Origin of the sequence: Klebsiella sp. WP3-W18-ESBL-02, from assembly GCF_014168815.1 — a bacterium.
GTDB classification, from domain to species: Bacteria; Pseudomonadota; Gammaproteobacteria; order Enterobacterales; family Enterobacteriaceae; genus Kluyvera; species Kluyvera ascorbata_B.
This window is the reverse complement of record NZ_AP021972.1, coordinates 898,823-913,619: the sequence shown is the minus strand read 5'-3', so window position 1 is coordinate 913,619 and position 14,797 is coordinate 898,823. Positions and strand designations below refer to the sequence as shown.

The following is a 14,797-nucleotide window of genomic DNA, read 5'->3' as shown; positions in this document are numbered from 1 at the left end:
GAATATTATGAGACGCCTTCCCGTTTTTTTTGTTCTGGACTGTTCAGAGTCCATGATCGGTGAAAACCTGAAAAAAATGACTGATGGTCTGCAAATGATCGTCGGAGATTTAAGAAAAGATCCACACGCACTTGAAACAGCTTGGGTCTCGGTAATCGCCTTTGCCGGAATAGCCCGCACGATTGTACCTCTGCACGAAATTGCATCGTTCTACCCTCCACGCCTTCCCGTTGGCGGCGGCACGAGCCTTGGGGCTGCATTGCGTGAGTTGACCGTGCAAATTGATACCCAGGTAAGAAAAACCACTCATGAGACTAAAGGCGACTGGAAACCCGTAGTGTATCTCCTTACCGACGGGCGCCCTACTGACGACACAACCGCAGAAGTGAAACGCTGGAAAAATCACTACGCGAGTAAGGTGAATCTCATTGCCGTTGGCCTGGGCCTATCAGCGGACCTGAATATCCTGCGACAGCTGACAGAGAATGTCATGCTATTCACAGAATCACAGGAAGGTGACTTTACCCGTTTCATCAAATGGATCACGGCCTCGGTTACCGCCCACAGCCGCAGCGTCGGGGACGAAAAACAACCGGAGCTCAGCCAGACTGAATACGTAGTTCGCCTGTCCAAAGACGAATATGTAAAAGCGTACGACGAAAACTGCGTTACGCTCACCGGCCGTTGCAGCAAGACCCGTCGACCGTACCTGATGAAATATGAACGGCCACCAGCAAGGGTTTCCGGACTCGATTTCAACCTGAACCTGAACAGCTTTAATATTGCCGGATGCTATCCCATCGATGAGGACTATTTTGCGTGGTCAGATGCCACCGCTACCGGTTTGCAGGTAAACACCAGCGAACTGCATGGCGTACCGGGTTGCCCCCACTGTGGTAATGCCAGTGCGTTTGCCATGTGTTCATGCGGGAAGCTGCTGTGCATTGACGGCCCTGATGACGTGATCTGTCCATGGTGTGAAAAAGGCCTTTCATTCAGCAATGATGGCGGAAACACTAACTTCGACGTAAACAGAGGGAGAGGTTGATGTCGCAAGATACTTCACTTGAACAGAAGATTATCCGCTTAGTACTGTCTGAGTTGGGCCACGCTGTAGAAGCGGAGCGGCTTTTCCATCCATCGCAGGATCCAACCCTCTCCGGCGAGGTTATGCAGCTTATAAAGCGGATTGAGAACCTTGCACAGGGCTCATCTGCCCGGGTTAACGAAGGTGAGAACGAATCAGCGGCTGCCGTCTCGTCTGCTCCCGGCCTTTCCGATCAGCAACAGAAGGTCGGAGCTGATGCTGATCACCCGGACAACGACACTACCACTAAACCAGAGACGCAAACAGTCACAGATAATGAAATCAGCCCTACCTTCTGGAAATTGATGCCTTTTTACGAACTTCAGAAACCAGCTAAAAATGAAACTGCAAACCTGGCTTCTCCGATACTAAAACCTGGGCAGGTACCGGCAGGCCAGCAGCGGACCGGGTCAGAAGTGCAATTTGTAATGCCCCCGAAAGCGAGAATAACCATACCCAACGCCCGCGCAGGCGAACGTTTCTCTTCGCCGGTTGCCATCATACTGGATGAGGGTGGGCTGGCGACGATAAGAGACGTCGTCTTTCCCCGGGACATTGGCCTGTCGTATAAAAAAGAACAAGGGTTGCTCACTGGCATCCCCACTGAAAGTGGCGATATTGAGCTTTCAGTACTGTGGTCATGCACTTCGCACGACGAATGCGAAACAAAGTTACTTTTTGTAGTAAACCCGGATCCGAGAAGCCTGTGGAAGGTAATAGAACCACCAGCAGACGCTCCCTACCCTAAGTCCCATCTGGACGCTGCTAGCCTGGTCAGGGATAACATACGTATTGCTGCCGCCAGTCGCCGGGGGCGCTCTCACGAGCATGCCGGGAGCTTCAGAGATGATGACTTCTATATCAACCACTGCCAGGAAACAGGATGGTCTGTCATGCTGGTCGCAGACGGGGCCGGTAGTGCAGTAAATTCCAGAGAAGGATCGCGAATTGCCGTCAGGACGGCTGGCGATTACCTTTTCAATCAGCTCAGTGGAGTAAAAGGCGTCTATTTAAAAGAGCATATCTCGACGTGGGAAGGGAGCGATCGGCAGGCAACCATAAACGCGATGCTTCATCATTTTAAACAGGCAGCTACGCTCGCGGTCAATAGCATCCAGAACGAAGCCATTTGCGCAGAACAACCGGTGAAATCCTATTCAACAACCCTTCTGGCAACTGTAGCACTGCGAACTGATACGGACCTGTTTGCAGCTGCTTTCTGGCTTGGCGATGGTGCGATAGGTGCATACAGCCCTTCAGGTAAAGTCAGGATACTGGGAAATCCCGATAGCGGAGAATACGCAGGACAAACCCGCTTCCTTGACCAGAGCATTATCGCAGACCCACTATTTACCGGCCGCATCAGCGTGGGTAAATGGAATGACGTATCTCACTTGATCCTCATGACCGACGGCGTTTCAGACCCTCTGTTTGAGACGGATAACGGGCTTCGCAGTGACGAAAAATGGACCCGCCTCATTAATGAGCTCTCCCCTGTCCTCGCAGACGCCAGTATTGCGTCTGAGAGGTTAGGCGATTGGCTAAACTTTTTCTCCACTGGGAACCATGATGACCGCACTATTGCGGTGTTGTGGTAAGGGATACGCTTTTTCGGTGATCAATATGGCAAATATCGTTACGTGCAAAACAAAGGACGGCGAAACAGTCCAGTATGTTGACGAGGTGATTGGTTCAGGCTCGATGAAGGATGTTTACTTTTCCCCTGATAAATCTTACGTCGTCGCTTTTTATCATAAACCGCAGAATGAGCAGGCCCGGGATCGTATTGATATGATCACCGGCCGCTACAGGCAAAACATTTTTGGCCAATCCGGTGGCGAATACTGGAAGGATCTGTTTTGTTGGCCGACCCACGTTGTTGAGCATGGGAATAAAATCGGTATCGTGGTTCCAACCTACCAGAACCATTTTTTCTTTAAATATGGTTCCAAAAACGATGATTTCCTGGACATTAAAGGCCGGGAGAAAGAAGGCAAATGGTTTGCCAGCGCCAGCAACCAGAATAAATTCCTCGATCCGCGTGAACGAGGCAATACGCTTACCTATCTCAAAGTCTGTCTGCTGCTGACAAGAGCTGTCAGGAGGATGCATGCAGCGGGCCTCTGTCACAGCGATCTCAGCTATAAAAACGTGCTGATTGATCCAGAAATGGGCCATGCCTGCATCATTGACGTAGACGGTCTTGTCGTTCCAGGAAAGTATCCTCCCGATGTGGTGGGCACTCCGGATTTTATCGCTCCGGAGGTGGTGAAAACCAGCCATCTTTCTAAAGAAGATCCTAACCGCTTACTGCCAAGCATTACTACTGACCGCCATGCGCTGTCGGTGCTTATCTACATGTACCTGTTTTTCCGTCACCCTCTACGTGGCGGAAAAATACATGACATGTTGGATGAAGTACGTGATGAGACCTTATCAATGGGTGAGAAGGCACTCTTCATTGAACATCCGACAGACAAAAGTAATGCAGTCAAACTCAGTCAGTTATCCCCCTTTTCACTACCTTGGGCTGACCCAGATAAAATTCCATACACCATCATGGGCCCCTATCTGACACCGTTGTTTGAACGAGCCTTTATTGATGGCTTACATGATGCCACTAAACGCCCTACCGCAGATGAATGGGAAAGCGCTCTGGTAAAAACAGTGGATCTGATACAGCCGTGCCAAAACAAGGGCTGTGAACAGAAATGGTATGTTTTCTCGGGTAAGACAAAGCCGGTCTGTCCTTACTGCGGTACGCCGTATAAAGGTAAATTGCCAGTGCTTAATTTTTATTCTTCGCGAAAAGAAGGCAGCTATCGTCCTGACGATCACCGGTTGATGGTCTGGAGCGGGCAGTCTATCTATGCGTGGCATGTGAATCGTCTTATCGCGCCAAATGAACGTACAACGGGTGCACAAAGGAAACGGGTTGGTTATTTTGTTTACCATAACGATCAATGGTGGTTGGTAAATGAAGGCATATCAGGACTAATGTCATTACCGGATAAGCGGCAGATTATGGTTGGGGAAAAAATAGAACTGACGAATAACGCTCAATTTGTTTTGTCAAAAGAGGAAGGTGGCAGGCTGGTAGTTGTTCAATTAGTAGAAAACTAACAAATATCTCTCACCAGATTATAGCAGCTACGGTATTCACGTGATCGATAACCATGGTCAGTAATGCCATGATCTTCACCATGTCGACCGCACCCGGACTGAGTATCAGCCATCTGTGCATCTGCATTTCTGATGTTGTTTGCGGGGCTTTTGGTCGTTGATACTGGTTTTGTCATGAGTCACCTCTGATTGAGAGTTTACTCACTGAGTCGCGTATCCACTAATGGTGGGTAAGATCAACCAGACCTGTGCGAATGACAAAGAAGTCATATCCAATTACGGCTTAGGCCGTAGCTGCCCCCGGTGCGACAAGGCCAGTGAAAGGAATTAGCGAGCCATTAACCAGGGATGGTCTGAATATGGCCAGTGTTTACAGGCCCGCGAGGAAAGTGCCCGTACCTACAATCTGGAATTCCCTTCGTCTTTAGATAAAATGAGGTTATGGACATTGCTAAATGGACGATGAATAATTTCACTTATGACTCTTTTACCAAACTTGATATTATTCGACATAGCTCACAAACTCAGTTAATTTGGGAAAGAAAAGATGGACTTACTGGCATGGTTAATTGTGAAGAAGGTAGTAGGCCAATCGTAATCATTGTTCTAGAATCTTTACCACAAAGGATGATCGTGGATTAACATGAATGTAAGTTGCAATGCTTTTTTAGAAAAAACAAATAATAATTTCATTAATTGTCATTAAGTGGATTGTATGAAAAAAATAACATTGATTCTCCCCATGGCTATCATTCTTGCTGGATGTGGGGAAAAAAACATTGAGTGTTCTTCTGATGTCAGCAAAGATACAGTCATTGATATAATCAGAGATTCATCTACCAATAATCTAAATGGTTTTTTTAAACGAAATAACATCATTAATGATTTTAGCGATAAGTTAAAAAAATCAACCTTGGATGATCTTGATTTTGATGTTTCAGAAGTAACTACAATTAAGAAAGACCCTAACAGTAACATTAGAGAGTGTGAGGCGGTTGTAAGTATAAATGTTTCGCCTTCGGAATTTAATAAATTAAAACTAGAGTACAGAAATTATTTTTCTAATGGAGATCTTGATTCGTTAATAGGTCGCAATGGATTAAAAAATAACTCCGGGATTATATCTACCACTGTATATTATACAGTGAAGCCAACAGATGATAAAGAAAATGTATACGTTACCGTTACAGAAAGTGACCGTCTTTCATATGTCTCTGGGTTTATTTCTTTTCTTCAAATAGCAGAAAAGAAATTAGAAGAAAAAATAGCTGAACAAGAAAGAATTCAGAAGGTGCAGGCAGAGCAGCAAGCACAACGGGAGGCTGAGCGACAGGCACAACAACAGGAAAGAGAACGAGTTTATAAAGAGCAATTGCAAGCCGAGCAGGCACAACAACAAGAAAATGAAAGGGTTTATAAAGAACAGTTGCAAGCCGATCAGGCTCTGCGGGAAGCTGAGCAAGCACAGCGGGAGGTTGAGCAGGCACAACAGCAGCAGCCAACAGGTGGTCAGGAAGTAGCCCCTACACCACCTAAAGAAGAAACGGTTAGTACTGCAAAAAGTAAATTTATTATTTCAGATCAGGAGCTCAATAAAAATTGGCGAGCGTTGGATCCAACCGCTAAAAAAAATCTTCTTAATGAACAGAGGCAGTGGTTGAAAAACAAAGATATGACTTGTGGAAAAGTTGATATGCAAGCCACTGACTCAATGACTATAAAGATGTTCAATTGTCAGTCCGAATGGACACAAAAAAGAGCCGCTGAACTTCTAAATATACATTGAGTATTTTTAGGGGCCTGGAAACGGAAAATAAACCACGCCAAGACTACTTTTTAATCAGGATGGTTTTGCCTGTACCCCGAACGGCGTGGTTACGACGTTTTTAGGTCAGAAACGGAGATATTATGATAACGAGTTCAAAAGTAAGCAAAATCTTTAACAGATAGGAAAATGGCCCGTCAGGTGATGGAGCATCATGGGTATCAGCTTGACCAGATGGGAGTTCGTCTCAGAAGAAATGAGCTTTTCCTTAGCGCGGCACGCTATAAAAAGTAAAAAAATAAGAGCGCCATTAATGGCGCTCTTATTTATATGTAAAACAACTAACCTTGGTGTTGGCTGAAAATGATTTTGTGTTTCTGGTACTCAGATTCCATACTGTTAACGCAGTAAACGATGTAATAGACGTTGAAAAGGAATGTGTAAAATACGTTCATTTTGAGTTCAAACTTGAACTCTTTCAAAGCGTAAGCCTGTAATGAGGTCTTAGCCTTAAAACCCCAGATGATATACATAACAACGGATACGAATGACAGCAGCGCGGCGAGGTAGTCCAGAATGGTATCTTTGTCACTGATTTCATAGCTGAAATCCGACAAAAACCACCCCAGACCCGTAGCAACGGCTATCCATAGCGGGTAGTTGCTATCGACAAAGTTATCCCTCATTGCTTCGGTTAATTTCCTCTGATTGAGAAATAACCACATTAATGGGTAAATACCCCCCGTAACAGCGGTCAACAGAACAAAATTTAATACCTTAGTATCAATGCTTCTCTTTAATAAATTTATATCGTTCATAGTTAATTTTTCCAGCGGAAGGTTGAAATACCTTTATTGGTTTCAATAAGGGCTTCACGAGGTCTGCACTTGCCATAATCACTGTCAGAAGAAACCGTAAAGTAATAGACGCCACCAGTGTTAAGATCCCAGTCTGTACGGGGCATTTCATTGTCTTCTGAAATCTGATTCCGTCCACCATTATGCAACCGATCAAGCATATTGTGCTCACGTGCTTTGGTCATAAAGACTCGTTTCTTTTCATTTATCAGGCAATGTCCACTGTTGACAGTGATTTTATTAATTGTAAGATTATCCACGTTACTAATTAATTGATATTTCCAGAAGTAATATCTCCCTGCCGGGACATCTTTGTATTTAGATGACACATTAAGTGTAATAGTGTCATTAGCATTAGCATTAGCATTAGCATTAGCATTAGCATTAGCATTAGCATTAGCGTTATTTGAGAATTTCTCTATGTGATTTTCCAGCGTATCTCCACTCAATTCAATTTCACTAATAAGTTTCTGCTGTTTCCATACCTGAATAGATGAGCCACCACGCAGGGATTCACCCACAGTGTAGCTGTAGTCACCATTAGGAATGGTTACGCTCTGATCGCCATTCCCGGATATAGTGAATTTAACTTTATCCGCAGGTACATTTAATAAAATATCCGGCTTTCCTGAATCCTTACCGTACACATAACGAACATTTCCAGCGACATGACACACACCAACGTGCTTACCGCCCTTAATGGCATATGCATCAAAGATAGTTTGTTCACCATCACAGGAATCAGCCGGGTTTGCATAAACAGGCACAGAGAACATTCCTACACTTAATAGCATGGCACTGCCGAGTAATCTTTTCATATGTAATCCTTCAATGAGAAATGCCTCCTGAGATTCAGGAGGCTGAACAGGCTTTTAACCGAAGAAGAAATTCCAGGCTTTCTTTAACCCACTGACAACCATTGTTTTGGCTGCTTTCACCACATTTGCCACTGGCTTAGGAAGAGAGGCATCAATGAATTCATCAATCACACGATCAACGGTGTCTCCGAACCCTTCTGTTGCTTCTTCTATTACGCTTTTTGTTTTGTGCTCTTCCTTTACCTGCGACGCTACGCCGCTTTGTGCGTGCTTTGGGAGTGCCCGCACCATTGCCTCAACTAGTTGAGTGACGTTATAGCCCTCGCTGGCAGCAACAGCGATGACAGGATGATCAGTAAAACCGAGTCGGTGAGTAATGTAGGTTTTCTTATCGATGATGTTTTTTATCTGAGCTGGCGAGGGTTGAGCATTCTGTACATCCCATTCACGGAAAGGCTCAATCTTGTCTACCTGATTAAGCACAAACAGCGTCTTCTCTTCACCCCCGGCAGGTTTCAGAACGTTTTTGTAAAAATGTTCATCTGCTGAAAATGCTCGATCATCCCCTTTAATGACCCAGAGAACGAGATCGAGCTTCGGTAGTAATTCCCGATAAAGCTTCTCGTACTCACCATCACGCACTGCACTTTCACCTACTCCCGGAATATCAATCAATCTGATTGCGCGTTTACCAAACTGGATGCGTACTTCCTGCGTTTCTCGTGTACATGCTTCCACATCACTGACAGCACAGATATCCCCTTTGAAGATCGCATTACACAGGCTGGATTTACCCGCCCCGGTCTTACCCATGATGCCAATCACTGGCTCATAGTTGATGACCTCATTTATTCGCCTTGAAATACTCTCCCTGATATTTTCAGGTAAAATCTCCAGTGCATCTTTGACCGGGTTGAAACCGCCTTTCTCTTTGTATTCCATTAACTCCCTCTCTTTACTAATCAGTCCAGACGAAAATCTTGCTGCGAAAATCATCGAACAACGTCCAAAACTCCCAACAGATAACTCGCTGATGAAGACAAATTTTTGTGATTTTTTCAGGAAGGTAGGGTGGTGTAAAATTGTTAATACCGATCGAAACATTGAAATTGATCTGTTTAGCCTATTGATAAAAACGATCAATTATAAAAAATCAATAGTTATAAACTATTAAAATGCCAAGTACCGATCGGTATAGCAGATCAATAAGAAAAAGTAATTAAGAAAATGAATGGGTATTTACAGAGTTTTTTGGTGAGTAGGTAGAAGGAAAACCAAAGCTAATTAGTCAAAAGTATGTTCACAGTTACGACATTCATACTGATCGAACAGGACGCCATCAAGCGATGCTCCTGTTACCGCTCCAGCCGTCGCACCGGCGACAAATCTTCCCAGTATTGCGCCAATGACAGCCCCTGTAGCTGTTCCCACCACCGGAACAACAGAACCTATTGCTGCCCCCGTACCTGCACCACTAAGTGCTCCTGCCACGCCTCCAGCGATACCTCCTGCCTTCCTGCCAATATTTCGCTCACTTACACGGTCAGAACCACATTGCGGGCATATCGTAGTCATTTGTTATTCTCCTGATTTACGGTTGTTAAAAGCAAAAAGGCACCCAAACGTTAATGGACGGATGCCTTAACTATTTGATGTACAGCTTTACTTACGAAGCTTTCAGTGAGTCTAGATAATCCGCATACCACTGCATCATCTCTCTCCTGCCATCCAGATACTGCGCATGGTTGTAAGTGCCGCGAATGCTGTTCTTATCCACATGGGCAAGCTGTAGCTCAATCCATGCTGAATTAAAGCCCTGCTCATGCAAAATGGTACTCATCGTGTGGCGGAAACCATGCCCGGTAGCCCTGCCACCGTAACCGACACGACGAATTAGGACGTTAAGAGACATATCGCTGATCGGCTTAACCTTCTCAAGCCTACCGGGAAAAACGTATTGATAACCACTCGTCATCGTTTTCAGTTCTTCCAGAATAGCCAGCGCTTGTCGGGATAGCGGAACGAGGTGTGGTCGTCGCATTTTCATTCGCTCTTCAGGAATGCTCCAGAGGTTATTTTCAAAGTCGAACTCTGACCATTCCGCTTTACGTAGCTCACCGGGACGAGTCCCCGTCAGTATCAGAAGCCTCATGGCCAGCTTAACGAGTATATTTCCCGTGTACGCCTGCAACACAGTAAAGAAGCCTGACAACTCCGAAACTTCCAGGTGCGCATAATGTTCTTTCTTATGGGGCATCATCACGCTGGCAAGATCTGGTGCAGGGTTAGATAGAGCACGTCCTGTTGCGATTGCATATTTCCATACCTCACCGCAGCGCTGACGTACTTTGCGCATTTTCTCCGTTGCACCTCGTTTCTCAAGGCGGGTCAAAACTGCCATCAGCTCCATAGGCGTAATCGAATCTATTGGACGATGACCGATATGAGGAAAGACATCCTTCTCAAAAGTAGCGATCATTTCAGTGCGGTACGACTCGGCCCAAAGATCGTAACGCCGCTGATACCACTCACGGGCAATCGCCTCAAAGGTATTCCCCAGCCTGTCCTGCTGAGCCAGTTTCTTCTCTTTACGCGAATCACTGGGATTGATACCCGTAGCCAGCAGATCCTGAGCCTCATCTCGCCGTCTACGCGCTTCGGATAAGGAAACCTTCGGGTATGTCCCTAAAGAAAGCATTTTAGCTTTACCTTCGAAGCGGTAACGGAATCGCCATCCCTTTGAACCGTTGGGCTCAATTTGTAGAGACAGACCGTTGCCATCGGCTTTGGTATACGTTTTTTCCGCAGGCTTCGCGCGGCGGATCTCAAGGTCAGTAAGAGGCATATGTATAGTTTTCTCCTCTGAAATTTCGCTATGTGTATAGTTCCAGAGTGTATAGGAGAACCTATACACATTTCTATGCAACACAGGCTATTGATTTGGGGTAAGCCAGATAGAGTTCAGTTGACAAGAAAATGCAAAAAAAACCAGTAAAATCAGGAGGTAGTTGAATTCAGTGGAGTTCTGGAGAGTTGAAAATGGAGCGGGCGAAGGGAATCGAACCCTCGTATAGAGCTTGGGAAGCTCTCGTTCTACCATTGAACTACGCCCGCAAAGGTGTGCGAGGAGCATTATAAACGTTACTCCTCGTCTGGCAAGCTATCATGTTGCTAAGTGACGATAAAATAACCACTTAGCACTTCGGCGGGCTGCCCTGTGGCGGCAAATAGCGTAGCGGATCGATAGCCGTCGCCCGGTAGCGAATCTGGAAATGCAGCCGCACCGAGTCCGCATCCGAACTGCCCATCGTGGCAATTTGCTGCCCTATCTTCACGCTCTGACCGTTATTCACCAGCAGCTTATCGTTGTGTGCGTAGGCGGTGATGTAATCCTCGTTATGCTTGATCATCACCAGGTTGCCGTAGCCGCGCAGCTGATTGCCAACGTACACGACCTTCCCGGCTCCGGCAGCATAGACCGGCTGACCGCGGCTGCCGGCGATATCAATACCTTTGTTTCCGCCTTCCGAAGTGGTATAGGTCATCACGACCTTACCGCTAGCAGGCCAGCGCCAGCAGCGTTGCCCCACCGGCGGCCATGAAGACTGGGGCACTGCGGAGGAGGGAACCACTTTCGCCGTTTTGCTGGCGGTCGATTTTTTCGCCGAGGAAGCCGCGCCGCTCACCTTCAGCTTTTGCCCGACTTCAATGGTGTACGGCGGAGAAATACCGTTCATTCGCGCCAAATCTCGCACGCTGGTGCCCGTCATACGCGAAATACGCGACAGCGTATCGCCGCGCTTTACGGTATAAACCGAACCGCTGTAGCTGCCTTCTGACGAGTTTCCGGCGCAGCCGGACAGCGCCAGGCCGATAGCCAGGCACATTGACAGTCGTAATGGGGAAGAGATTTGGCTTCCTGCTCGCAAAACGTATCCTCAGGTCATCAACGATCGGGACACCTATGATAGCAGGCTCACGCAGGATGCCAAACCATCAGGAAAGTGAATGATTGCCAAATGGGAAACCTTCCGCCACCAGCTCCATGACCTGTGGGCACCAGTTGGCTGCGGGTATTTTTACCATGGCCGGATAAAAAATCTGCGGCGCAGGGAAGACGTCTACCACGTAGCATTCATGCAGCTTCTCTGCACACACCTCGGACGACGGCAGCAGCGTCGCCGCCGCCAGCCCCGACTCCAGCCAGTCGATAATCACCCCCGGCTGGGTGATGTGCATAATCACCTTCGGGTTCACGCCCGCTTTGCGGAACAGGTCGATCAGCATCTCGTAAGTGCCAGAGTCTTTCGCGCGGTGCAGCAGTACCAACGGCAGCTCGCCCAGTGCATTGTAGTCAAACGGGTTAGCCGGCGCTTGCGGCAGGCATTTTTTGTTGATCACGGCCACCAGCTTCACCGGATCAAACGACACATAGTCGAAGCCTTCGCTGCGATAGGGGCGCTGGATAAATGCCAGATCGATCGCGCCCTCATTAAGCAACATCTCCAGGTGGCTGGAATCGGTGACGGAGATATTCACCTCGATTTCGGGGTAGCGCTGATACAGCGCCAGCAGCAGCGGTTTGAAATAGGACTGAAACAGATGGCTCATCCCAAAACGAAACTGCAGGCGATCTTTCTGAGCGATCTCCATGGTTTCACGGGCCGTATCTTCGACCTGCCGCAGAATCTCACAGGCCTTACGGTAAAGGAAAAAACCCGCTTCCGTTGGCTCTATGCGGTTGCCGTGGCGCAAAAACAGCGGCGTTTGCAGCTCGTCTTCCAGCTCCTGAATACGTTTGCTCAGCGGCGGCTGAGCCATGTTCAGAACCTTTGCCGCCTGGCTTATTGATCCCTGTTCTACCACCCGACAGAAATAGCGTAACCGTTTTAAATCCATATCGCCCCCGCGCCTGAAATGACTTGCCCTAGTGTACGCACGATGCCGCGCCGGGTGTAGCCACATCTTTTTGATCTACCGAGACCAGGCTAAACGGTATTTGCCCCTTCCCGGTGTAGGGAATAGGGTGATCGCAGCAATTCTTACCGATGATAAACAGGAATACACCGTGAAAAATAACACGACCGTACGCGATCTGCGCTCCGCGCTCGCGCTACTAAAAACGCTGCCTGGTGAATACGTTGAAACCGACACCGAGGTTGATCCACACGCTGAACTGTCCGGCGTTTACCGTTACGTTGGGGCCGGCGGCACCTGCCAGCGCCCGACGCGTAAAAACGGCCCGGTAATGATGTTCAACAAAATTAAGGGATTCGATGATATCAGCGTCGCAATTGGTATCAACGGTTCTCGTAAACGCGTCAGCCACTTCCTGAACTGCCCGCCGGAAAAACTGGGCCACCTGCTGAAAGACTCCGTCCAGAGCCCGATTCCACCGGTGCTGACCACGCAGAAAGCGGTCGCTCAGGAAGTGGTTCACCTGGCCACCGATGCCGATTTCGACCTGCGCAAACTGCTGCCTGCACCGACCAACACCGAAGAAGATGCCGGTCCTTACATCACCATGGGCCTGTGCTACGCGTCCGATCCGGAAACGCACGAATCCGATATTACCATTCACCGCCTGTGCGTACAGAGCCGCGATGAGCTCTCCATGTGGCTGACCCCGGGCCGCCACATTGACGCATTCCGCATGAAGGCCGAAGAACTTGGTCAACCGTTGCCTATTTCAATTAGCATCGGCGTTGATCCGGCAATTGAAATTGCCGCCTGCTTTGAACCACCAACCACGCCGCTGGGTTTTGATGAGCTGAGCATTGCCGGTTCCCTGCGCGGCCAGGCCGTTGAAATGGTGAAATGCCTGACCATCAATGAAAAAGCCATCGCGCATGCCGAAATCATCATTGAAGGTGAGCTGCTGCCTGACGTCCGCGTCCGCGAAGACCAGAACACCAATACCGGCCGCGCGATGCCGGAATTCCCTGGCTATACCGGCGAATCAAAAGATGCGCTGCCGGTGATTAAAGTCAAAGCGGTCACCCATCGCCACAGCCCAATCTGGCGCACTACCGTAGGTCCAGGTGAGGAACACGTCAACATGGCGGGTATCCCAACGGAAGCCAGCATTCTGGATATGGTGGGCCGTGCAATGCCGGGCAAATTGCTGAACGTCTTTGCCCACTCTGCGGGCGGCGGCAAACTGCTGGCGGTGATGCAGTTCAAAAAATTCTCACCGGCTGATGAAGGCCGCCAGCGCCAGGCCGCGCTGCTGGCATTCTCCGCCTTCCCGGAACTGAAACACGTGATTCTGGTGGATGAGGACGTGGATATTTTCGATAGCGACGATGTGCTGTGGGCAATGCAGACCCGCTACCAGGGCGATGTCGATACCATTACTATCCCTGGCGTACGCTGCCACCCGCTGGACCCGTCTCAGGTACCGGAATACAGCCCAAGTATTCTGCAGCAGGGCATGTCCTGCAAAACGATTTTCGACTGCACCGTACCGTTCCACCTGAAACATCACTTTGAACGTTCTAAATTCAAAGAAGTTGACGTGAAACGCTTCCTGCCGGACTTCGAGTAAGAGGAACAGACAATGACACCACGCATCATCATCGGCATTAGCGGCGCTTCCGGTTTTCAGTATGGCGTGAAGGCGCTGGAACTGCTTCAGCCCCTTCCGCTGGAGGTTCATCTGGTCGTCTCTAAAGGCGCGGAAAAAACCTGCGAACTGGAAACGGACTACCGTCTGGACGAGGTGATGGCGATGGCTGACGTCGTGCACCCAATTGGCAATCTGGGGGCGGCTATCTCCAGCGGCTCCTTCAAAACGCTGGGCATGCTGGTCGCGCCCTGCTCCATGCGCACACTGGGCGCGATAGCGCATTGTCTGACCGATAACCTGCTGACACGCGCGGCCGACGTGGTGCTCAAAGAGCGCCGCCGTCTGGTACTGCTGGCACGTGAAACACCGTTAAACCTCGGCCATATTCGCAATATGGCCGCCGTGACGGAAATGGGCGGGATTATCTTCCCGCCGGTTCCGGCTCTCTATCAACGTCCGCAAACTGCGGACGACATTATTACGCATAGCGTCAACCGCGCGCTCGACCTGTTCGACATCGACGTGGATAACATCCCGCGCTGGGGCGAAGGTTCGCTGCGCCACGACGGCTAGAGCGAC

At 48.5% G+C, this 14,797-nt stretch carries 12 protein-coding genes and 1 tRNA gene; 6 read left to right on the top strand and 7 right to left on the bottom strand.

Annotated elements, in window-relative coordinates:
- Positions 1-7 precede the first annotated feature (7 nt).
- The 4 genes from H7R56_RS04425 (at position 8) to H7R56_RS04410 (ending at position 5,996) form a co-directional block, all read left to right on the top strand.
- Positions 8-1,048, top strand: coding sequence for a TerY-C metal binding domain-containing protein (locus H7R56_RS04425; RefSeq protein ID WP_182928526.1), 1,041 nt, complete (start codon positions 8-10; stop codon positions 1,046-1,048).
- Positions 1,048-2,685, top strand: coding sequence for a PP2C family serine/threonine-protein phosphatase (locus H7R56_RS04420; protein ID WP_050875520.1), 1,638 nt, complete (start codon positions 1,048-1,050; stop codon positions 2,683-2,685). Before H7R56_RS04425 ends, H7R56_RS04420 begins: the two co-directional genes overlap by 1 nt.
- A gap of 25 nt (positions 2,686-2,710) precedes the next feature.
- The gene (locus tag H7R56_RS04415; protein ID WP_182928525.1) at positions 2,711-4,210 is read left to right on the top strand and encodes a helix-hairpin-helix domain-containing protein; all 1,500 of its coding nucleotides are present in this window, start codon (positions 2,711-2,713) and stop codon (positions 4,208-4,210) included.
- A 715-nt stretch (positions 4,211-4,925) separates the two neighbouring features.
- Complete coding sequence (locus H7R56_RS04410; RefSeq protein WP_123651088.1) at positions 4,926-5,996, top strand: lysozyme inhibitor LprI family protein; 1,071 nt, start codon at positions 4,926-4,928, stop codon at positions 5,994-5,996.
- A gap of 320 nt (positions 5,997-6,316) precedes the next feature.
- On the opposite strand, the gene H7R56_RS04405 is transcribed toward H7R56_RS04410, so the two are convergent.
- From H7R56_RS04405 to H7R56_RS04375, 7 genes are all read right to left on the bottom strand, one after another.
- The gene (locus H7R56_RS04405; protein ID WP_075849280.1) at positions 6,317-6,793 is read right to left on the bottom strand and encodes a hypothetical protein; all 477 of its coding nucleotides are present in this window, start codon (positions 6,791-6,793) and stop codon (positions 6,317-6,319) included.
- 2 nt (positions 6,794-6,795) lie between these two features.
- Positions 6,796-7,650 (bottom strand): hypothetical protein, encoded by an 855-nt coding sequence (locus tag H7R56_RS04400; protein ID WP_075849278.1) that lies wholly within the window; start codon positions 7,648-7,650, stop codon positions 6,796-6,798.
- A gap of 54 nt (positions 7,651-7,704) precedes the next feature.
- Positions 7,705-8,592 (bottom strand): GTPase family protein, encoded by an 888-nt coding sequence (locus H7R56_RS04395; RefSeq protein ID WP_182928524.1) that lies wholly within the window; start codon positions 8,590-8,592, stop codon positions 7,705-7,707.
- 724 nt (positions 8,593-9,316) lie between these two features.
- On the bottom strand, positions 9,317-10,495 hold the full coding sequence (locus H7R56_RS04390; protein ID WP_150872382.1) for a tyrosine-type recombinase/integrase: 1,179 nt from the start codon (positions 10,493-10,495) through the stop codon (positions 9,317-9,319).
- A 195-nt stretch (positions 10,496-10,690) separates the two neighbouring features.
- Positions 10,691-10,764 (bottom strand) — tRNA-Gly (locus tag H7R56_RS04385).
- Between the two features lie 80 nt (positions 10,765-10,844).
- Complete coding sequence (gene actS / locus H7R56_RS04380; RefSeq protein WP_106925806.1) at positions 10,845-11,537, bottom strand: amidase activator ActS; 693 nt, start codon at positions 11,535-11,537, stop codon at positions 10,845-10,847.
- Positions 11,538-11,646: 109 nt separating this feature from the next.
- Positions 11,647-12,549, bottom strand: coding sequence for a LysR family transcriptional regulator (locus H7R56_RS04375; protein WP_106925804.1), 903 nt, complete (start codon positions 12,547-12,549; stop codon positions 11,647-11,649).
- Positions 12,550-12,718: 169 nt separating this feature from the next.
- Here H7R56_RS04375 and H7R56_RS04370 point away from each other — a divergent pair, with 169 nt between their 5' ends.
- On the top strand, positions 12,719-14,197 hold the full coding sequence (locus H7R56_RS04370) for a UbiD family decarboxylase (protein ID WP_106926109.1): 1,479 nt from the start codon (positions 12,719-12,721) through the stop codon (positions 14,195-14,197).
- A 12-nt stretch (positions 14,198-14,209) separates the two neighbouring features.
- Positions 14,210-14,791: a UbiX family flavin prenyltransferase gene (locus tag H7R56_RS04365; RefSeq protein ID WP_106925802.1), complete on the top strand. Its 582-nt coding sequence runs from the start codon at positions 14,210-14,212 to the stop codon at positions 14,789-14,791.
- Positions 14,792-14,797: the final 6 nt, after the last annotated feature.